Genomic DNA, 19,611 nt, shown 5'->3' with positions numbered 1-19,611 from the left:
CCGGCGGCGCCTCAGTCCGCCAGCCGACGGCGCAGCATCACCGCGGTGCCGGCGGCGGTCCGGGTCACCGAGAGATCGCCGAGGGCCTGGATCAGCGCCAGGCCCCGGCCCCGGAAGCTGGACCCGCTCGACTCCCGCCAGTGTCCGGTGTCCCGGACCGTGGCGGTCACCGTCCGGTCCTCGATCGTCACCTCGACGGCGATCACCGCCTCCGCCGGATCGACCGGGTGCTCGATGGCGTTCGCGGCGGCCTCGGAGATCGCAACCGTCAGGTCGAACAGGTCGGTCTCGCCGACGTGGTGGGCGACGAGGAAGTCCTCCAGCCGCTTGCGCAGCACGCTGAGCCGGGTCGGGTCGGCCGGCAGCCGCAACGCGAAGCGGTTCAACTCGGCCGCCTCCAACGCCAGCACCGCCACGTCGTCGTGCCGGTCCCGCCCAGCCACCCGCTCGACCACCGCGTCGACCAGGTCGGCCACGTGCTCACCCCGGGTGGTGGCGTCCCGCCGCAGCTGGCCGAGGGCGGCGTCGATGCCGAGCCGCCGGTCCTCGATCAGGCCGTCGGTGTAGAGCAGCAGCCGGCCGCCGGGGGCGAGCTCGCCCTCGACGGTCCGGTACTCGGTCTGCGGGATCGCCCCGATCGGCGGGCCGAGGGCACGGTCGTGCAGCAACGTCACGTCGTCTCCCCGGATCAGCAGGGGTGAGGGATGGCCCGCGCTGGCGTATCGGAGCCGGCCGGTGCGCGGGGTGAACCAGAGGCAGACCACGGTGGCGAAGGAGCCGCCCTCGGTGGAGCCGACCAGATGGTTGAGCCGGGTCAGTGCCGCGCCCGGGCCGAAGCCCTCCAGCACGTATGCCCGCAGCGCGTTGCGGAGCTGGCCCATGGCGGCGGCCGCCCGGACCCCCTTGCCCACCACGTCGCCGATCACCAGCACCAGCTCGTCGTCCGGGGTGCGGATCACGTCGTACCAGTCGCCGCCGACCTCGACGTCGGCGCTGCCCGGCAGGTAGCGGCTGGCCACCACGGCACCGGGCAGCTGCGGCAGGGTCCGCGGCAGCAGGCTGTGCTGGAGCGTGGTGGCGATCCGGTGCTCGGCCTCGTAGAGCTGGGCGTTCTCCAGTCGTACGCCGACCAGCCGGGCCAGCTCGGTGAGCGCGGCCTGCTCGGTGCCACCGCCCTCCCGGCGCCAGACCCGCAGCTCGCCGAGCTGCTCGCCGGTGGTGCCGGTCAGCGGGAGGACCGCCGACGGCTCGAGCGGCGTGTCACCGCCGCCGTCCGCCTCGTACCGGGCGCCGGTCGCGGTGACCACCACCCGGGCTGCCTCGGCGAGGCTGAGCGCGTGTCGGGCGGCGACCTGCACCACGTCGGCGGTGGACCGGGCGGTGTTGATCGCGACGGCTGCGTCGGCGAGGGCGCGCAGCCGGCGGATGATCTGCCCGCGCAGCTGCCCCAGCTCGACGTTGGCCCGGACCCGGGCGATCAGCTCCTGGCTGGAGAAGGGCTTGGTCAGGTAGTCGTCGGCGCCGACGGCGAGCCCGGCGACCTCCTCGGCCGAACCGGCCCGGGCGGAGAGCAGCACGATCGGCACGTGCCGAGTGACCGGGTTGGCCCGCAGCGCGGTGACCAGGCCGAAGCCGTCCAGCCGGGGCATCATCACGTCGGCCAGCACCAGGTCGAACGGGGCGTCGACGGCCAGCCGCAGGGCCTCCACCCCGTCCGGCACGGCGACCACCTGGTAGGCGGGCGAGAGCAGCCGGCTGACGTGCTCGCGCAGGTCGGCGTTGTCGTCGGCGAGCAGGATCCGGCCCGACCCGGCCGGCCCGGCGGTCGGCTCCGGCAGACCTCCGGGCCGCGCGACCTCGTCGGTCCAGAGCGCCGTCTCAGCGACGTAGAGCCGCGCCTGTTCCGGCTCGCTGAGCGGCACCGGAGCGAGCGCGGCCACCCGGTCGGCGGGCAGGTGACCGTACCCGAACGGAACGATCACCGTGAACGTGCTGCCCCGGTCGACGGCGCTGTCCACCCGGACCGTGCCGCCGTGCATCTCGACCAGCTCGCGGACCAGGGCGAGCCCGATGCCGGTGCCCTCGTGGGTACGCGAGCGGGCGCCCGGCACCCGGTGGAACCGTTCGAAGACGTGCGGCAGCTCGTCCGGCGCGATGCCGACGCCGGTGTCGGCGACCTCCAGCGCCGCGACGCCCTCACCGGGGTGGATCCGGACCCGGATCTCGCCGTCGAAGGTGAACTTCACGGCGTTGGAGACCAGGTTGAGGACGATCTTCTCCCACATGTCGCGGTCGACGTAGACCGGCGCGGGCAGCGGCGGACAGTCGACCACCAGGCGCAGCCCCGCCCGCTCGGTTGCCGAGCGGAAGGTGCTGGCCAGCCGGGCGGTGTAGTCGGCCAGGTCGGTGGGCTGGTAGCGGGCGGCCAGCCGGCCGGACTCCAGGCGGGAGAAGTCCAGCACGGTGTTGACCAGCTTGAGCAGCCGCAGCCCGTTGCGGTGCATCATGCTCAGCCGCTCGGTGTACGGGGCCGGCAGCGCGGGGTCGGCGAGCAGGTCCTCCAGCGGGCCGAGGACCAGGGTGAGCGGGGTACGGAACTCGTGGCTGACGTTGGCGAAGAAGTTGGTCTTGGCGCGGTCCAGCGCCGCCAGCGCGGCGGCCCGGGCCCGCTCCTGCTCGTATGCCCGCTGCTGGCCGACGGCCCGGGATATCTGCGCGGCGACCAGGTCGACGAAGTCCCGGTAGTCGTCGCCGAACGGCAACCGGCGGGACACCCCGAGCAGCAGCACCCCGGCCGGCTCGTTGGTGGCGGTGAGCGGCAGCACCAGGGCGTGGTCGGCGGCGTCCGGCGGCACCTCGCCGAGCAGCTCGGCGACGGAGACCCAGCGGGCGCCGCTCTCCGCCGTGCCCGGTTGGGGCGGCGCGCCGGACAGCGCGCCCGGCGCCACGCCCGCGCAGCCGGCCAGTCCCGGGACGCCGTCCTCGTCCTGCAGCCAGATCGCGCTGAACGGCACGTCGGCCCGGTGTGCGTCGAGCACCCGGGCGACGGTCCGGCCGAGCTCGACGGTGCTCTGCACGTCGGCGAGCGCGGTGCCCAGCTCGGCCAGCGTGCGCAGCCGGCGTTCACCGAGCACCCGCCCGGTGGTCTCGTTGACGAAGCAGAAGACCCCGTTGACACTGCCGTCGGCGTCGCGGATCGGGTCGTACGAGATGTCGAAGTAGACGTCCTCCAGGAAGCCGTGTCGGTCGAGCACGAAGGGGTGGTTCTCGCCCCGGTAGGGCACGCCGGTGCGGTGGACCCCGTCCAGGAGCGGCCCGAGCACGTCCCAGGTCTCCGCCCAGTACGTCCGGGCGGACCGGCCGATCACGGCCGGGTGCTTGTCGCCGATGGTCGGCCGGTAGGCGTCGTTGTAGAAGGCGAGATGATCCCGGCCCCAGAAGAGCACCATCTGCGCGCGGGACGAGAGCATCGTGCTCATCGCGTGGGAGAGCGCGGGCGGCCAGGCGTGCGGCGAGCCGAGCGGGGTGGCCGACCAGTCGAGGGTGCGCAGCCGTTCGCCCATCTCGCCGCCGGCGGCGAACGCGGCGGCCAGCAGCGGTGGGAGCTCCGCCTCGCCGGTCCCCGAGGACGCGCGACCTCCGTCCTCGCCCCCCTGGGCCGAGCCCATGCAGCCTCCTGCTCCGGCCTTGTCGACGACGACCGGCGCGCAGCCACGCCGGCCATCCCCGCCTTCTACCCCGACGGAGGAGCAACGTAACGCATCGCCGTCGGTCGCCGCTGGTTACTTACGCCTCATCCTGACGTAACCATCGCCGGAGGGCGAGCCGGGCGGCGCGGGCCGGGTGGTCCGCCGTTGGGTCGATCTTCGCGGAACGGTGGCGTAGGCGCAGAAATCCGCATCCCCGCTTCCCGAAACTCCGCTCTGTGATCCCTGCTACACCTCGTCCCGGCCACCGGCCGCGGCCCGGACCAGGGCGGTCACCGGGCGGGGGTCCGGGTCGTTCTCCGGATGCCACTGCACCCCGAGCAGGAACCGCCGCGCCGGGTCCTCGACCGCCTCGACCACCCCGTCGTCGGCCCAGCCGGTCACGGTCAGGCCGCCCGCGTCCGCCACCCCCTGGTGGTGGTACGAGTTGACCCGGTCCACCCCGGCCATCACCGCCCCGGCCCGACTGCCGGGGGCGAACGTGACCGGGTGCGACCCGTACACGCCGGGCGCCGGGCGGTGGCCGTCGTGGCCGACCACGTCCGGCAGGTGCTGGTGCAGCGCGCCGCCGTACGCGACCGCGAGCAGCTGCATCCCCCGGCACACGCCGAGCACCGGCAGGCCGACGGCGAGCGCGGCGCTCAGCAGCGTCAACTCCCCGGCGTCCCGGTCCGGCCGGCTCTCGGTACGCGGGTCCGGCGGCTGGCCGTACCGCTCCGGGCCGACGTCGGCGCCGCCGGCCAGCAGCAGTCCGTCGAGCACCCGCAGCACGTCGGCGTCCCGGTCGTCCGGGGGCAGCACCACCGCCCGGCCGCCGGCGGCGGTCACCGCCCGGACGTACGCCTGCGGCACCAGCGCCGCCGGGACGTCCCGCCACACCGCCCAGCCGGCCGGCTCGACGTACGCGCTGATCCCGATGAGCGGCCGGGTCACCGGGCGACGCTCACAGGGCCGGTCTTCGTTCGCGACTGCGGGGCTCGCAGACCCGGCTCACTCCTCGCGCTCACAGGGCCGGTCTTCGTTCGCGACTGCGGGGCTCGCAGACCCGGCTCACTCCTCGCGCTCACAGGGGAGTGACGTAGGCGCCGGTGATCCCGCCGTCCACCACGAACTGCGCGGCGGTCATGAACGAGGCGTCGTCGCTGGCCAGGAAGGCCACCGCGGCGGCGATCTCCTCCGGGTTGCCGAACCGGCCCATCGGCACGTGGACGAGGCGGCGGGCGGCCCGCTCCGGGTCCTTGGCGAACAGGTCCAGCAGCAGCGGGGTGGCGACCGGGCCGGGGCAGAGCGCGTTCACCCGGATGCCCTCGCGGGCGAACTGCACGCCCAGCTCCCGGGTCATCGCCAGCACCCCGCCCTTGCTCGCGGTGTACGCGATCTGCGACGTCGCCGCGCCCATCAGCGCGACGAACGAGGCGGTGTTGATGATCGAGCCCTTCCCCTGCCGTCGCATGTGCGGGATGACGTGCTTGCAGCAGAGGTAGACGCTGGTGGTGTTGACCCGCAGCACCCGCTCCCAGGCGTCCAGCCCGGTCTCCAGGATGGAGTCGTCGTCGGGCGGCGAGATGCCGGCGTTGTTGAACGCCACGTCCACCCGCCCGTGCCGGGCGACCACCCCGTCGAAGAGGTCCCGCACGGCCGCCTCGTCGGCCACGTCGGCGGCGACAAAATCCCCGCCCACCTCCTCGGCGGCCCGCTTGCCGGCGTCGGCGTCGATGTCCACGCAGACCACCCGCGCCCCCTCGGCGGCGAAGCGCCGGACCGTGGCCAGCCCGATTCCGCTGCCCGCGCCGGTCACCACGGCCACCCGGTCCGTCAGTCGACCCTGCACTCTGCTCACTCCTCCGTGCTGATGAACACGTTCTTGACGTCGGTGAAGGCATGCAGCGCGTCCGGGCCCAGTTCGCGGCCGAGGCCGGAGCGCTTCATCCCGCCGAACGGGGTCCAGTACCGCACCGAGGAGTGCGAGTTGACGCTGAGGTTGCCCGACTCGACCGCCCGGGCCACCCGGACCGCCCGGCCGACGTCCCGGGTCCAGATCGAGCCGGAGAGCCCGTACTCGGTGTCGTTGGCCAGCCGGACCGCGTCCGCCTCGTCGTCGAACGGGAGTACCGAGACCACCGGGCCGAAGACCTCCTCGCGCCAGTGCCGGTCGGCCGGGCTCTCGGCGAGCAGCACGGTCGGGGCGTACCAGAAGCCGGGGCCGTCCGGGCGGGAGCCGGTGAAGGCCACCTTCGCCCCGTCGACGTACCCGGCGACCCGGTCCCGGTGGCCGGCCGAGATCAGCGGGCCCATCTCGGAGCTGTCGGCGGCCGGGTCCTCCACCCGGAACGCGCGCACGGCCGGTTCGAGCAGCTCCAGGAAGCGGTCGTACACCGGGCGTTGGACCAGGATCCGGGAGCGGGCGCAGCAGTCCTGGCCGGCGTTGTCGAAGACCGCGTACGGCGCGCTGGCCGCCGCCTTCGCCAGGTCGGCGTCGGCGAAGACCAGGTTCGCCGACTTGCCACCCAACTCCAGGGTCACCCGCTTCACCTGCGCGGCGCAGCCGGCCATGATCCGGGTGCCGACCTCGGTGGAGCCGGTGAAGCAGACCTTGCGTACGGCCGGGTGGGTGACGAAGCGCTCGCCGACCACGCTGCCCTGCCCGGGCAGCACGGTGAACACGTCCTCCGGCAGCCCCGCCTCCAAGGCCAGCTCGGCCAGGCGCAGCGCGGTCAGCGGGGTCAGTTCGGCCGGCTTCAGCACCACGGTGTTGCCGGCCGCGAGGGCCGGGGCGAAGCCCCAGCCGGCGATGGGCATGGGAAAGTTCCACGGCACGATCACCCCGACCACGCCGAGCGGCTCGTGGAAGGTGACGTCGAGCCCGCCGGGCACCGGGATCTGCCGTCCGGTCAGCCGTTCCGGCGCGCCGGCGTAGTAGTCGAGGACGTCCCGGACGTTTCCCGCCTCCCAGCGGGCGTTGCCGATGGTGTGCCCGGCGTTGCGCACCTCCAGCAGCGCCAACTCCTCCAGGTGCGCGTCCACCACGGCGGCGAACCGCCGCAACAACCGCCCCCGCTCCCCCGGCGCCACCTCCCGCCAGGTCTCGTACGCGGCGACAGCCCGTGAGATCGCCGCATCGGTCTCGGCAACCGAGGCCGCCGCCACCTCCCCCAGCACCTCCCCGTTCGCCGGGTTCACCACCTCGGTCACGCGCCCCACTCCTCTCCGCCCTGGCGATCTTGCAGTTGTGGCGCCGACAATTCCGGCCTACCCGCCCGGAACGGCAACCGTAGGTGCAAGATCGGCGGGAGACGGGGGTCAGAGGCGTTCGAAGCCACGGACCAGCTCCCAGTCGGTGACGGCGGCGTCGAAGGCGGCGAGTTCGACGCTCGCGTGGTTGGCGTAGTGGGCGACGACCTCCTCGCCGAAGGCGTCGCGGGCCACCGTCGAGTCCTGCCAGAGGGTGAGGGCGTCGCGGAGGGTGCCGGGGACGCGCTCGGCGTCGGCGTCGTCGTACGCGTTGCCGCTGCACTCGTCGTCCAGCTCCAGCTCCCGCTCGATGCCGTACACCGCGCCCGCCACCAGCGCGGCGATCGCCAGGTACGGGTTGACATCCGCCCCGGGCACCCGGTTCTCCACCCGCATCCCCTGGCCGTGGCCGACCAGCCGCAGCGCGCAGGTGCGGTTGTCGGTGCCCCAGCGCAGCGCGGTCGGGGCGAACGAGCCCGGCTGGTAGCGCTTGTAGGAGTTGACGTTCGGGGCGAAGAAGAGACTGAACTCGCGCATGGTGGCGAGCAGTCCGGCCAACACCCGCCGTCCGGTCACCGACAGGTGCGCCGGCCCGTCGCCGAGCATCGCCGAGCGGCCGTCGGCGTCGCGCAGCGAGAAGTGGATGTGGCAGGAGTTGCCCTCGCGGGCGTTCGGCTTGGCCATGAAGGTGATCGACATGCCCTCCTGGGCGGCGATCTCCTTCGTCCCGTTCTTGTAGATGACGTGGTGGTCGGCGCAGGCCAGCGCCGCGTCGTAGCGGAAGGCGATCTCGTGCTGGCCGAGGTTGCACTCGCCCTTGGCGCTCTCCGGGGTCAGCCCCGCCCCGGCCATCTCGGTGCGGATCCGGCGCAGCAGCGGCTCCACCCGGGCGGTGCCGAGCAGCGAGTAGTCCACGTTGTACTGGTTGGCCGGGGTCAGCTCGCGGTAGCCGCGCCGCCACGCCTCCTCGTACGAGTCGCGGAACAGCACGAACTCCAGCTCGGTGCCGGCGTACGCGGTCAACCCGTGGGCGGCCAGCCGGTCGAGCTGCCGGCGCAGGATCTGCCGGGGCGAGGCGATCACCGGCCCGGAGCCGTCCAGCCACTCCAGGTCGGCCAGGAGCAGCGCGCTCCCCGGCTGCCAGGGCATCCGGCGCAGGGTGTCCAGGTCGGGCCGCATCGCGAAGTCGCCGTAACCGCGTTCCCAGCTCGACATCGCGTACCCGTCGACGGTGTTCATGTCGACGTCGACCGCGAGCAGGTAGTTGCAGCCCTCGCTGCCGTGCGCGACCACCTGGTCGAGGAAGTAGGGGGCGTGGAACCGCTTGCCCTGCAGACGGCCCTGCATGTCGGTCAGCGCCAGCACCACGGTGTCGATCTCGCCCTCGGCGACCGCGACCCGGAGCTGTTCGAGCGTGAGCGGAGCTTTCCTCATCGGCGAGCCTCCATAGGAAAGGTCTACTACTGGACCTTTGCATCCGTCAATGGTCGGTCCGGCTCACACGAGCAGCCCGCGCAGCAACTCCGCCGTGCCGTCGCAGTGCTCCTCCATGGTCGAACGCGCACCCTCCGGGTCGCCTCCCAGGATCGCATCGACGACGCGGATGTGCTGGGCGTCGGAGTGGTCGAGGTTGCGATCGATCACCGGGATCGCGGCGAGCAGCCGGTCGAGGGTCAACTGCACGTCGGCGACGGCCGCGGCCAGCGACGGTGAGCCGCCGGCCGCGGCGATCGCCAGGTGCAGGCGGGAGTCCGCGACGCGCCGGGTGAGCGGGTCCCGGTCCCGGGAGGCGGCCAGCGCGGCGACCAGGTGCTGCCGCTGCGGGGCCGACAGGCTGCGGTTGGCGGCCAGGGCCGCCGCGCCCGACTCCAGTACGCGCCGGAAGTCCAGCGCGTCGTGCAGGCGGTCGCCCATCTCCCGGGCCAGCTCGCCCGCGTCCGGGCGGCCGGCGCCGGCACCGGGTGCGGGCAGCGCCGACACGACGAAGGTGCCACCGGTCCGCCCGCGGCGGGACTCCAGGTAGCCGGCGTCCCGCAGGGCCGCGATCGCCTCCCGCAGCGTCACCCGGCTGACCTGGAGCCGTTCGGCCAGGTCGCGCTCGGCCGGCAGCCGTTCGCCGACCCGGACCATGCCGAGCTTGATGGCCTGGACGAGCCGCGCGACGGTGATCTCGAAGGCGTTGCCGCCGCGCACCGGACGCCACACCGGCAGGGCGGGCACGCCGCCGTCACCCCCCGCCGGCGTCGCGTCACCGGTCGCCGCGCGCGCGGCGGTGGCGGTCGGCTCGGCAGTCCCGGCGTCGGTCCGCATCGGCCGTCCTCTCCCCAGGGTCCGGTCCGCGGGCGGGCGCGCCGGAGCGCGCCCGCCATGCCCGGCAACCTACTCGACGGTGGGCTCGGTGACGGGCTCGGCACCCGTCGCCGGCCGGGGGATCACCGGGTCCGGCACGTTGTGCCGGGGGCCGGTGAACCAGTGCCGGGCACTGAGCGCCCACCAGAGCCAGGCGCCGCCGAGCACCACGCCGACCGCGACGATCGTGTAGTTGAAGGTGCCGGCGGTGACGGGGCTGCTGGTGGGCAGCACGAACAGGACGCAGATGATCGCGACCCAGACGATCGCCGTCCACCCGACCGGCGCGCTCCACCGACCCAGGTTCCACGGGCCGACCACGAAGTCCGGCGTGCGCCGGCGCAGGAGGACCGGCGCCACGTACGCGATGTAGAGGCCGATCACCGCGATGGAGGTGGCCGCCAGGTAGGCGGTGGTGTTCCACAGGGACGGCAGGACCAGCAGCGTTGAGCACGCCACGCAGAGCCAGATGGAGTTGGTGGGCGTACCCGTGCGCGGGTTGACCCGCTTCCAGATCGCGGAGCCGGGCAGGGCGCCGTCCCGGCTGAACGCGTACGCCATCCGGGAGTTCGCGGTCACCGACGCCATGCCGCAGAAGAACTGGGCGACCACGCAGATGAAGAGCAGGAACGTGCCGAGGTCGCGGCCCGCGGCGTCGATGAAGATCTGCGCCGGGGGCAGCCCCAGCTCGGTCGTCCGCTCCGCCTGGTAGTCCTGGATGGACCAGGTGATGGCGAACAGGAGCACGAAGCCGGCGAGGACCGAGACCACCACCGACATGACGATGCCACGCGGCGCAGAGCGGGTCGCGTCGTGCGTCTCCTCCGCCACGTGCGCGCTCGCGTCGTAGCCGGTTTAGGTGTACTGCGCCATCAGCAGTCCGATGAGGACCGCGTACCCGGCGGCGCCGGCGAAGGTGAAGCCGGTCTCGTTGCGTACCTCGAAGAACACCTCGGAGACCGGCTTGTGCTGGTCCGGCACGACCGCGAGGACGACCACGATGATCGCCACGCCGGCGAGGTGCCACCAGGCGCTGACGTCCGACAGGACCCGCACGAGGTTGACCCCGAAGGTGTTGAGCAGGCCGTGGGCGACGATGATCAGCAGGAAGATCAGGAAGGTGCGGCCGGCGGTCACCTCCATGTCGAAGGCGAGACCCAGGAAGGCCGCCGTGGTGATCGCGGCCCCGAAGTCGATCGCGGCGGTCACCGCCACCTCGCCCAGGAAGTTGAACCAACCGACGAACCAGGCCCAGGCGGCCTTGTTCCGCTTGGCCAGCGCGGCGGCCCACCAGTAGAGGGCGCCGGCGGTGGGATAGACCGAGCAGATCTCGGCCATCGCCAGCGCGACGAAGATGACCATGACGCCGACGAAGAGCCAGCCCAGGGTGATGGCCAGCGGGCCGCCCGCCGTCATGGCGATGCCGTACGACGTGATCGCGCCGGCCAGGATGGAGATGATGGAGAACGAGACGGCGAAGTTGGAGAAGCCGGACAGCTTTCGGCGGAGCTCCTGCTGGTATCCCAGCTGCGCGAGCCGTTCCTCGTCGCTGACGGGGGAAGCCGGGGGTACGCCGTCCTGGATCGATGAGCTCATCGTGTCTCCCTTGGACCGCAGGGGTAGGGGCTGTGACCTGGATCACTGCCTGACGGGATAATCGCCCCCACGGTCAGCGAGGTCAATGGAGATCGACCGAAAATGTTGCCCGGATCAGACCATTAACCGATGCCGGCGTCCCGCCGCCGTCCTAAATGCCTTGCCCCACCGGCCCGTCCGGCGGGATCCTTGAGCCCGTGACCAGGCCCGATCGCGACGGGCCGACACCGGGCGCTCGGCAACGCCCGGTCCGCGACGGCGCGGGGCGTCCACCTCTCTCTCACTGACGTACGGCGATTCGCCGTACCCTCCGGACGCCCCGCGCCGCCGCCCTCCACCGGCCCTCAGGACGGCCCGCCGCCCGCGACCCAGGCCAGCAGGAAGTCCGCGGCCGGCACGGCGAAGAGCAGACAGACCGCGGCCAGCCGCGGGATGGACGGCTGCCGGACGGCGACGGCGTACCCGGCGACCAGCACCGGCGCCCAGACCGTCTGCAGGACCCAGGAGTCCCGCCGGACCAGCAGGTCCAGGTGGCAACTGACCAGCCACAGCGCCGTCGCCGCCGTCCAGAGGACGAGGCCGGCCCGCCGGCACACCCGAGGCGTCCAGCGGACCGCCGCGGTCGTGTCACCGGCCGCCCTGTCGGCGTCGACGTCCAGCACCGTCGTCGGCAGGTAGAGCGCGGCCACCAGGAGCAGGCCCAGCAGCGCCACCAGCACCGGGTAGTCGGTGACGGGCCGGTGCAGCGACCAGCCGGCCATCGGCGCGAGCACGCCGACGGTGAGCGCGTTCACGGCGACGTCGAGGCCGGGCCGGGCCTTGAGGCGGACCGGTGGGGCGCTGTAGAGCCAGCCGAGCAGCAGCACGGCGGCCGTGCCCAGAGCGAAGCCCGGCCCGACCGCGGCCGCCACGCCGAGCGCCGCGACGCAGGCGCCGGTGTGCCAGCGGACCAGGTCGGCCTCGGTGAGCAGACCGGTGACCAGCGGCGCGGTCGCCTTGCGCGGGTTCCGTCGGTCGCTGGGCAGGTCGTGCAGATCGTTGACCGCGAGGACGGCGCCCCAGACCAGCGGCCCGAGCACGACCAGCGCGGCCAGCGACCGCGGGATCGCCGCGCCGGGTGGCAGCCAGCCGCGGGTGGCGAGCACGGAACCGGCGTACGCGGCCGCCCAGCCGAGCGGCCAGAACCACGGGCGGGTCAGGCGGAGCACCGCCCAGACCCGGTCCGCTCGCCGACGGGCGGCGGGGCGCAGGAGGACCATGTACCCGACGCTAGGAACCGGCCGGACGGCCGGCCTCACACCGTGGGGTCGGTCGCCTCCCCCGCCGGAGGGAGTTCCGGCTCCGCGACGCGCAGGACCAGACCCGGCGCGGCGACCTGGACCGGGCCCGGGTACGACCGGCCGGCCGCCGCGACCGCCTGGTCCGGCGGGGTGCCCGGCCAGAGGTGGGTGAGCAGCACCCGCCGCGCCCCGGCGGCGGCCGCGTACCGGCCGACCTCGGCGGCGCTGGACAGGTTGCCGGCGTGCCGGTCCGGGATCTCCTCGGGGTACGTCGCGTCGGCGATCAGCACGTCGGCGTCCCGGGCCAGCTCGACGAGGTCCGGGCTGGGGCCGGTGTCGCCGGTGTAGGCGAGCGCCAGGTCCCCGACGGCGAACCGGGCACCGGCATTGGGCACCCAGTGCGGCAACGCCCAGGTCCGCACCGCGAACGGTCCGAGGTCGAACCGGTCGCCCGGCGCGAAGGCGTGCCAGACGTACGCCGGGTCGACCAGGCCCGGCTCGTCCAGGGCGAGCAGCCGGTCCAGGCTGCCGGCGGGCGCGTGGACGGGCAGCGGCGGGCCGGACCGGTCGGCGAGCACCCGGGCCCGCAGCAGCGGTTGCAGGTCGGCGCAGTGGTCCGGGTGGCCGTGACTGACGTAGACGGCGTCGACCTGGGCCGCCGGGACGCGTGCCAGCAGCGGTTGCAGGGTCGCGTAACCGGGGTCGATCAGCAGCCGGAAGCCGTCGTGTTCGACGAGGAAGCCGGAGCACGCCTGCTCGGCGGTGGGCCAGGCGCCGAGGCCGCCGAGGACGGTGATCCGCATGGGCCGACCCTAACCGCCGCCGACGTTGCCCCGTCGTCCCGGCCGGCGCCCCTCAGGCGAACAGCAGGCCGGCCACCCAGAGGGCGGCGATGACCACGCCGGCCAGGAACTCGACCAGCATGGACAGCCCGGCCGCCTTGAGCGCCTGCACGGTGGCCGGCCAGGCGAGCTGGTTGCTGCCCAGCCGCAGCCGCTCCGCGCCCCAGATCCCGCCGACGAAGCCGATCGGCAGGCCGACGACCGGGATGACGAAGAACCCCACCAGCCCGAGCAGGCCACCGGCCAGCAGGGACGAGGTCGGCACCCCGGTCCGCTTCAGGTTCCGCCCCGGCCAGGCGTACTTGACCACCGCGCCGCCGGCCGCGACCACGGTGGCGGCGGCGAGCACCGCCCAGCGCCCCGGACCGGCCCCGCCGAACAGCGTCCACACCAGCACCCCGCCCCAGCAGAGCGGCAGCGCCGGCAGCCCGGGCACCACCACCCCGGCCAGCCCGGTGAGGATCGCCAGCGCGGCGACCAGCGACACCACCGCCTGCGTGTCGGTCAGACCCATGCCGCCTCCCGTTGCTCGCCGACCCGACCCGGCGTCGGTCCGGTCCTCGCGCCCTGATGCCCGGAAGACGGTCCGCTCACGCCGCCCGCCCGCCGCCGGCCAGCCGGGCGTGGATCCGGTCGGCGGGCATCGGGGCGCCGAACCAGCGGCCCTGCCCGGTGTCGCAGCGCAGCGCCCGCAGCCGCTCGGCCTGCACCTCGGTCTCCACCGCCTCGGCGGTCACCCAGAGCTCCAGGGCGTGGGCCAGCCGGACCAGCGCGTCGACGATCCGCTCGTCCCGGTGGTCGGCGGCGGCATCCGTCCCGTCGGCCCGGATGCCCTCGACGAAGGGGCCGGCCAGCTTCAGGCAGTGGATCGGCAGCCGCCGCAGGTAGGCCAGGTTGGAGTAGCCGGTGCCGAAGTCATCGATGGCCAGCCGTACGCCGAGACCGGCCAGGCGGCACAGGGAACGCAGCGGCTCCCCGGCGGTGCCCATCAGGGCGCTCTCGGTCAGCTCGAGCTGCAGCAGCTCGGCGGGGAGCCCGGTGTGCTGCAACGCCTCGGCGACGGTATCCACGATGCCGGGGTCGTCGGCCTGCCGGGCGGCCAGGTTGACGTTGACCACCAGCCGGCTCTCCGGGTACGCCCGCCGCCAGCTCTCGGCGTCCCGGCACGCCTGCTTCAGCACCCAGGCGCCGAGCCGGACGATCAGGCCGGTCTCCTCGGCCAGCCCGATGAACCGGTCCGGGCCGATCAGCCCCAGCTCGGGATGCTGCCAGCGGACCAGCGCCTCGACCGCCACCATCGACCCGTCGAGCAGGGACACGATGGGCTGGTAGTGCACCACGAACTCGCCCCGGTCCAGCGCGGCCGGCAGCCCGGCGGCCAGGGCCGAGCGGGCGATGTCCGCGGCGCTGCGCTCCGGGTCGTAGACCGCCCACCGGCCCCGCCCCTCGGCCTTCGCCCAGTAGAGGGTGGTGTCGGCGGCCTTCATCAGCTCCGACACGCTGGTCTCCACCGCCGGGCACTCCACGATGCCGATGCTGGCCGAGACGGCGAGCTGCTGGTCCCCGACGTGGACCGGGGCGGAGACCGCCGCGAGTGCCAGCTCGGCCACCTCGACCGCGTCGTCGAGGCCGCCGTCGGAGTCGACCAGGATGACGAACTCGTCGCCCCCCATCCGGGCCACCAGGTGCCCCTGGCCGGCCACGCAGTCGGCGAGCCGTCGGCCGATCACCTTGAGCAGCCGGTCACCGAGGTCATGGCCGAGGCTGTCGTTGATCGCCTTGAAGCCGTCCAGGTCGATGAAGCAGATCCCGACCCGCTGCTCCGGGCCGGCGGTGTCGAAGACCTCGCCCAGGGTCTCGAAGAAGAGGGTCCGGTTGGGCAGGCCGGTGAGTGGATCGTGCAGCGCCTCGAAGCGCAGCCGCTGCTGGAGCTCGTACCGCTCGGTGATGTCCTCGATCATCGCGACGGTGAACCGGGGTCGGCCGTCGTCGTACCGGATCAGCGAGACGGCGAGGTCGGTCCAGACGATGCTGCCGTCCTTGCGGTGGTAGCGCTTCTCCACCCGTACGCTGTCGTGCTTGCCCTCGATCAGCTCCTGGTAGAGCTCCCACATGCCGGCCGCGTCGTCGGCGTGGAACAGCGCGGCGACGTTGATCTCGCGCAGCTCCGCGACGCTGTAGCCGAGCATGTCCGCGAAGGGCTGGTTGACCTCCAGGATGGTGCCGTCGGTGCCGGCGATGCCGATCCCGATCGCGGCGCCGGTGAACACCGCGCGGAACCGGGCCTCGCTGTCCCGCAGCGCCTGCTCCACCGCGTCCCGGGCCTGCCAGGCGGAGCGGGAGATCCGCTCCTGCTGGCTGAATGTCCGGTCCCGCAGCGCCCGGGCGAAGCCCGCCGCGAGGGCGCCCTGCAGCGCGGCGACCCGCTCCCGCGCCTCCGGCTGCTCCGCCCGGGACGCCAGCACCCAGGACAGGAACCGGTCGCCGAGCGCCTGGACCGACCAGTCCAGCACGCCCGGCTCGGTGAGGTGCGTCTCCACCAGGGCCCGCCCCACGTCCTCCGCCGCCTCGGCGGAGAACGCCGGGGCGAGCACGGCCTGCCCGAGGCGTACGGTGTGCACCAGCAGCAGCCGCTCGGTCTCGGCCGCGCTGAGCGGCACGAATCCGATGCGCCGCACCGCCCGGGCCCACTCGGCCGCGTACGCCTGGGCACCCGGTCGGCTGAACCCGCCCCCGTCGGGGTCCGGGGCGCGCATGTCGGCTCAGCCGGCGGGCCGGTCGTACCGGGCGACGCCGCCGAACGCCCCGAACCGCTCGGGGTGGTCGTCCACGTCGGACGGCGAGTCGGGCCGCCACAGCGGCATGTGCACCACGCCCGGTTCGAGGATCGTCCAGTCACCGAAGTAGCCGGTGATCTCGGCGCGGGACCGGAGGGTGATCTCCGTGGCGGTACGCGCGGAGAGCCGCTGCGCGTCCAGCATCTCCTGTGGCTGGTCCTCGAAGGTCGAGTGGGAGATGACCAGGAAGCTGCCGGGCGCGGCGGCGGCGCGCAGGGTGGCCAGGATGTCGGCGGGCCGGTCGGCGTCGGGGATGAAGTGCACCACCCCGGCGAGCAGGATGCCGAGCGGCCGGTCGAAGTCGATCAGGCCGCTGGTGCGGGCCTGGTCCAGGATCAGCTTCGGCTCGCGCAGGTCGCCGTGGACGGCGACGGCGCGGTCGTTGCCGGCGAGCAGTTCCCGGCTGTGCGCCACCGCGACCGGGTCGATGTCGACGTAGACGATCCGCGCCTGCGGGTTGGCCGCCTGGGCCACCTCGTGCACGTTGCCCACGGTGGGAATCCCGGAGCCGATGTCGAGGAACTGGTCGATGCCCGCGTCGAGCAGCGCCCGTACCGCCCGGCGCAGGAACTCCCGGCCGGAGCGCATGGTGGCGGCCAGGTTCGGGGTCATCGCCGCGATCTGCTCGGCGAGCTGCCGGTCGATCTCGAAGTTGTGCGCGCCGCCGAGGAAGTAGTCGTAGACCCGGGCCGCGCTCGGCCGGCTCAGGTCGATCTCGGCGGGAAGTCCGTCCGGCGTCTGCATCGCTCGGTCCCCCAGGTCGTCACCGCGTAGCTGTGGTCCACACCACTCTATTCGCGCGCCCCCAGATCCGGGAGATCCACTGTCGACGGACGGTCCGGCGGTGGAGCCGACGGGCCGTCCGGACAGCGGCTCAGGCGGCCGACTCCAGCAGCAGCGAGATGCCCTGCCCGACGCCGATGCACATGGTGGCCAGGGCCCGCCGGCCGCCCCGGCGACGCAGCTCCAGCGCGGCGGTGAGCGCAAGCCGGGCGCCGCTGGCGCCGAGCGGGTGGCCGAGCGCGATCGCGCCGCCGTTCGGGTTGACGTGCTCGGCGTCCTCGGGCAGCCCCAGCTCGCGCAGCACCGCCACGGACTGGGCCGCGAACGCCTCGTTCAGCTCGATCACGTCGACGTCGGCCAGGCCCAGGCCGTACCGGTCGAGCAGCTTGCGGGTGGCCGGCACCGGCCCGATCCCCATGATCCGCGGCGGCACGCCGGCCGCCGCCGCGCCGGTGACCCGGGCCAGCGGGGTGAGCCCGTACCGGTCGACGGCCGCCTCGGAGGCGACCAGCAGGGCCACCGCGCCGTCGTTGACGCCGGAGGAGTTGCCGGCGGTCACCGTGCCGCCCGCCCGGAACGGGGTGGGCAGCGCGGCGAGCTTGTCCAGCGAGGTCTCTCGGGGGTGCTCGTCGACCTCGACCAGCTTTGTCTCGCGCTTGCCGGCCGGCACGGTCACCGGCACGATCTCCTCGGCCAGCCGGCCGTCCGCCTGCGCCTTGGCGGCGCGCTGCTGCGAGCGGAGGGCGAACTCGTCCTGCGCCGCGCGGTCCACGCCGTGGTCGGCGGCGACGTTCTCCGCCGTTTCCGGCATCGAGTCGATGCCCCAGCCCTGCTTCATCAGCGGGTTGACCAGCCGCCAGCCGATGGTGGTGTCGTAGACCTCGGCGGTGCGGGCGAACGCCGTGGTCGCCTTCGGCATCACGAAGGGGGCGCGGCTCATGCTCTCCACCCCGCCGGCGACCACCAGATCGGCCTCGCCCGCCACGATCGACCGGGCGGCGGTGGCCAGGGCGTCCAGGCCGGAGCCGCAGAGCCGGTTGACCGTGCTGCCGGGGACCTCCTCGGGCAGCCCGGCGAGCAGCGCCGCCATCCGGGCCACGTTGCGGTTGTCCTCGCCGGCCTGGTTGGCGCAGCCCAGGATCACATCGTCGGTGCGGGCCCAGTCCACGCCGGGGTGACGGGCGACCAGTTCGCGGATCACATGGGCGGCCAGGTCGTCGGGGCGGACCCCGGCGAGGGCACCGGCGTACCGGCCGATCGGGGTGCGGACTCCGGCCACGAGGTATGCCACGGTCATGGTGCTGCGTCCTTCGGGGGTGGAAGGGGCGGGCGGCGGGTCGCCCACCGGGTCACGGGGACGCCCGGCGCCAGGATATCCACGCCCGGAACGGCTAGGTTGGCGGCATGGCCCGGGCCCAGTTCAGCGCAGAGAGCACCCGCAGCGGTCAGTTCGTCCGCCAGCCCAACCGGTTCACCGGTCGGGTCACCCCGCACTCCACCTCGCCGGAGGGCGGCGGCCCCGACGACCAGGACCGCTGGCCGCTGGAGGCCGGCCGGTACCGGTTGATCTGGTGCCGGGCCTGCCCGTGGGCGCACCGGGCCCGGATCGTCCGCAGCCTGCTCGGCCTGGACGACGTGATCTCGCTGGGCACGGTCGACCCGATCCGGGACGAGCGGGGTTGGCGCTTCTCCCTCGACCCGGACGGCTTCGACCCGGTCCTCGGGATCGGCTTCCTCTCCGACGCGTACCTGGCCACCGACCCGGACTACACCGGCCGGGTGACCGTGCCGGCGCTGGTCGACACGCTCACCGGCCGGGTGGTCACCAACGACTACCCGCAGCTCACCCTGGACTTCTCCACCGAGTGGCGGCGGTTCCACAAGCCGGACGCGCCGGATCTCTACCCGGTCGAGCTGCGGCCGGAGATGGACGCGCTGATGGCGGAGATCCACCGGGACGTCAACAACGGCGTCTACCGGTGCGGCTTCGCCACCTCCCAGGAGGCGTACGACGAGGCGTACACCGCGCTCTTCGCCCGGCTTGACGCGCTGTCGGAGCGGCTGGCCGGTCGCCGTTACCTGATGGGCGACGGGATCACCGAGGCGGACGTGCGGCTGTTCACCACGCTGGTCCGCTTCGACGTGGCGTACCACGGGCATTTCAAGTGCAACCGGCAGAAGCTGACCGAGATGCGGGTGCTCTGGGCGTACGCCCGGGACCTGTTCCAGACCCCCGGCTTCGGCGAGACGGTGGACTTCGACCACATCAAGCGGCACTACTACGCCACCCACGAGATGATCAATCCGACCCGGATCGTGCCGCTGGGTCCGGACCTTTCCGGCTGGACCACGCCGCACGGGCGTGGCTGAGCCCGGCGTCGTCCGGGCCGCCGCCGCGTCCGCCGCCGCCGGCTGCACCCTCGCCGGGGCGGTCGCGGTGACGGTCGCCGTGGTCGCCGGTCCCGGTCCGGGCCTGACCGGGTACGTGAGCGAGGCCGGCGTCACCGACAGCGGGTACGCCGGGGCGTACCGGATCGGGGTGTTCGCCCTGGCCGCGGCGCTGCTGCTGCTCGCCGCGGCGCTGCCCCCGGCGCTGCGGACGGCGGCGGCGCTGCTCGCCGCCGGCGGGGTCGGCACGGTGCTCTCCGGGGCGGTGACGTGCAGCGCGGGCTGCCCGCTGCCGCCGTTCGAGGCGGCCACCGTGGCGGACCTGGTGCACGGCGGCGCGAGCATCGCGGCGACCGCCGCGGTGGTCTTCGCGATGCTGGTCCTGCTCGTCTCCCCGGCGGCCGACCCGCCGCTGCGCCGGATCGCCGGGGTCGGCGCGGCCCTGGCCCTGCCGCTGTCCGGGGCGGTCGGGCTGGCCATGCTGACCGTGGGCCGGGGCGGCCTGGTCGGGGTGCTGGAGCGGCTGCTGCTGGCGGTGGCGGCCGGCTGGGGGCTGGCCACCGCCGGCGCGCTCGGCCTGGCCCACAGGTGAGGCCGG

The 19,611-nt window shown here is 73.9% G+C and carries 13 protein-coding genes and 2 pseudogenes; 2 read left to right on the top strand and 13 right to left on the bottom strand.

Going from position 1 to position 19,611, the window contains the following annotated elements:
• Positions 1-11: 11 nt before the first annotated feature.
• The 13 genes and pseudogenes from ACZ6S5_RS07095 to pcaF form a co-directional block, all read right to left on the bottom strand.
• Positions 12-3,668, bottom strand: coding sequence for a SpoIIE family protein phosphatase (locus tag ACZ6S5_RS07095; RefSeq protein ID WP_465998588.1), 3,657 nt, complete (start codon positions 3,666-3,668; stop codon positions 12-14).
• 267 nt (positions 3,669-3,935) lie between these two features.
• Positions 3,936-4,640, bottom strand: coding sequence for a gamma-glutamyl-gamma-aminobutyrate hydrolase family protein (locus ACZ6S5_RS07090; protein ID WP_465998586.1), 705 nt, complete (start codon positions 4,638-4,640; stop codon positions 3,936-3,938).
• Positions 4,641-4,770: 130 nt separating this feature from the next.
• On the bottom strand, positions 4,771-5,538 hold the full coding sequence (locus ACZ6S5_RS07085; RefSeq protein WP_465998584.1) for a 3-oxoacyl-ACP reductase: 768 nt from the start codon (positions 5,536-5,538) through the stop codon (positions 4,771-4,773).
• A 5-nt stretch (positions 5,539-5,543) separates the two neighbouring features.
• Complete coding sequence (locus tag ACZ6S5_RS07080) at positions 5,544-6,899, bottom strand: aldehyde dehydrogenase family protein (protein ID WP_465998582.1); 1,356 nt, start codon at positions 6,897-6,899, stop codon at positions 5,544-5,546.
• Positions 6,900-7,007: 108 nt separating this feature from the next.
• Complete coding sequence (locus ACZ6S5_RS07075; RefSeq protein WP_465998580.1) at positions 7,008-8,372, bottom strand: glutamine synthetase family protein; 1,365 nt, start codon at positions 8,370-8,372, stop codon at positions 7,008-7,010.
• 63 nt (positions 8,373-8,435) lie between these two features.
• The gene (locus ACZ6S5_RS07070) at positions 8,436-9,248 is read right to left on the bottom strand and encodes a FadR/GntR family transcriptional regulator (RefSeq protein ID WP_465998578.1); all 813 of its coding nucleotides are present in this window, start codon (positions 9,246-9,248) and stop codon (positions 8,436-8,438) included.
• 69 nt (positions 9,249-9,317) lie between these two features.
• Positions 9,318-10,883, bottom strand: a pseudogene (locus ACZ6S5_RS07065) (amino acid permease).
• A gap of 344 nt (positions 10,884-11,227) precedes the next feature.
• Positions 11,228-12,142: a UbiA family prenyltransferase gene (locus ACZ6S5_RS07060; RefSeq protein ID WP_465998576.1), complete on the bottom strand. Its 915-nt coding sequence runs from the start codon at positions 12,140-12,142 to the stop codon at positions 11,228-11,230.
• A 35-nt stretch (positions 12,143-12,177) separates the two neighbouring features.
• Entirely contained in the window at positions 12,178-12,966 is a 789-nt protein-coding gene (locus tag ACZ6S5_RS07055; RefSeq protein ID WP_465998574.1) for an MBL fold metallo-hydrolase, read from the bottom strand.
• Positions 12,967-13,018: 52 nt separating this feature from the next.
• Positions 13,019-13,519, bottom strand: a complete 501-nt coding sequence (locus tag ACZ6S5_RS07050; RefSeq protein WP_465998572.1) for a DUF456 domain-containing protein — start codon at positions 13,517-13,519, stop codon at positions 13,019-13,021.
• A 76-nt stretch (positions 13,520-13,595) separates the two neighbouring features.
• Positions 13,596-15,761, bottom strand: coding sequence for a putative bifunctional diguanylate cyclase/phosphodiesterase (locus ACZ6S5_RS07045; RefSeq protein WP_465998570.1), 2,166 nt, complete (start codon positions 15,759-15,761; stop codon positions 13,596-13,598).
• 6 nt (positions 15,762-15,767) lie between these two features.
• Positions 15,768-16,586, bottom strand: a complete 819-nt coding sequence (locus ACZ6S5_RS07040) for an SAM-dependent methyltransferase (protein ID WP_465998568.1) — start codon at positions 16,584-16,586, stop codon at positions 15,768-15,770.
• 130 nt (positions 16,587-16,716) lie between these two features.
• Positions 16,717-17,922, bottom strand: a complete 1,206-nt coding sequence (gene pcaF, locus ACZ6S5_RS07035; protein WP_465998566.1) for a 3-oxoadipyl-CoA thiolase — start codon at positions 17,920-17,922, stop codon at positions 16,717-16,719.
• A 107-nt stretch (positions 17,923-18,029) separates the two neighbouring features.
• Between pcaF and ACZ6S5_RS07030 the strand changes: the two are divergent.
• Positions 18,030-19,066: pseudogene (locus ACZ6S5_RS07030) on the top strand (glutathione S-transferase family protein).
• Positions 19,063-19,605: a DUF998 domain-containing protein gene (locus tag ACZ6S5_RS07025; protein ID WP_465998564.1), complete on the top strand. Its 543-nt coding sequence runs from the start codon at positions 19,063-19,065 to the stop codon at positions 19,603-19,605. Before ACZ6S5_RS07030 ends, ACZ6S5_RS07025 begins: the two are co-directional and overlap by 4 nt.
• Positions 19,606-19,611 lie beyond the last annotated feature (6 nt).

The organism is Micromonospora sp. NPDC051924 (assembly GCF_055586005.1).
This window is presented reverse-complemented; position numbering and strand designations above follow the sequence as displayed.

Bases quoted from the DNA above. Each gene is read 5' to 3' on its own strand.
- ACZ6S5_RS07060 (WP_465998576.1), bottom strand. From the start codon at position 12,142: ATGGTCCTCCTGCGCCCCGCCGCCCGTCGGCGAGCGGACCGGGTCTGG.
- pcaF (WP_465998566.1), bottom strand. From the start codon at position 17,922: ATGACCGTGGCATACCTCGTGGCCGGAGTCCGCACCCCGATCGGCCGG.
- ACZ6S5_RS07075 (WP_465998580.1), bottom strand. From the start codon at position 8,372: ATGAGGAAAGCTCCGCTCACGCTCGAACAGCTCCGGGTCGCGGTCGCC.
- ACZ6S5_RS07095 (WP_465998588.1), bottom strand. From the start codon at position 3,668: ATGGGCTCGGCCCAGGGGGGCGAGGACGGAGGTCGCGCGTCCTCGGGG.
- ACZ6S5_RS07050 (WP_465998572.1), bottom strand. From the start codon at position 13,519: ATGGGTCTGACCGACACGCAGGCGGTGGTGTCGCTGGTCGCCGCGCTG.
- ACZ6S5_RS07070 (WP_465998578.1), bottom strand. From the start codon at position 9,248: ATGCGGACCGACGCCGGGACTGCCGAGCCGACCGCCACCGCCGCGCGC.
- ACZ6S5_RS07045 (WP_465998570.1), bottom strand. From the start codon at position 15,761: ATGCGCGCCCCGGACCCCGACGGGGGCGGGTTCAGCCGACCGGGTGCC.
- ACZ6S5_RS07055 (WP_465998574.1), bottom strand. From the start codon at position 12,966: ATGCGGATCACCGTCCTCGGCGGCCTCGGCGCCTGGCCCACCGCCGAG.
- ACZ6S5_RS07040 (WP_465998568.1), bottom strand. From the start codon at position 16,586: ATGCAGACGCCGGACGGACTTCCCGCCGAGATCGACCTGAGCCGGCCG.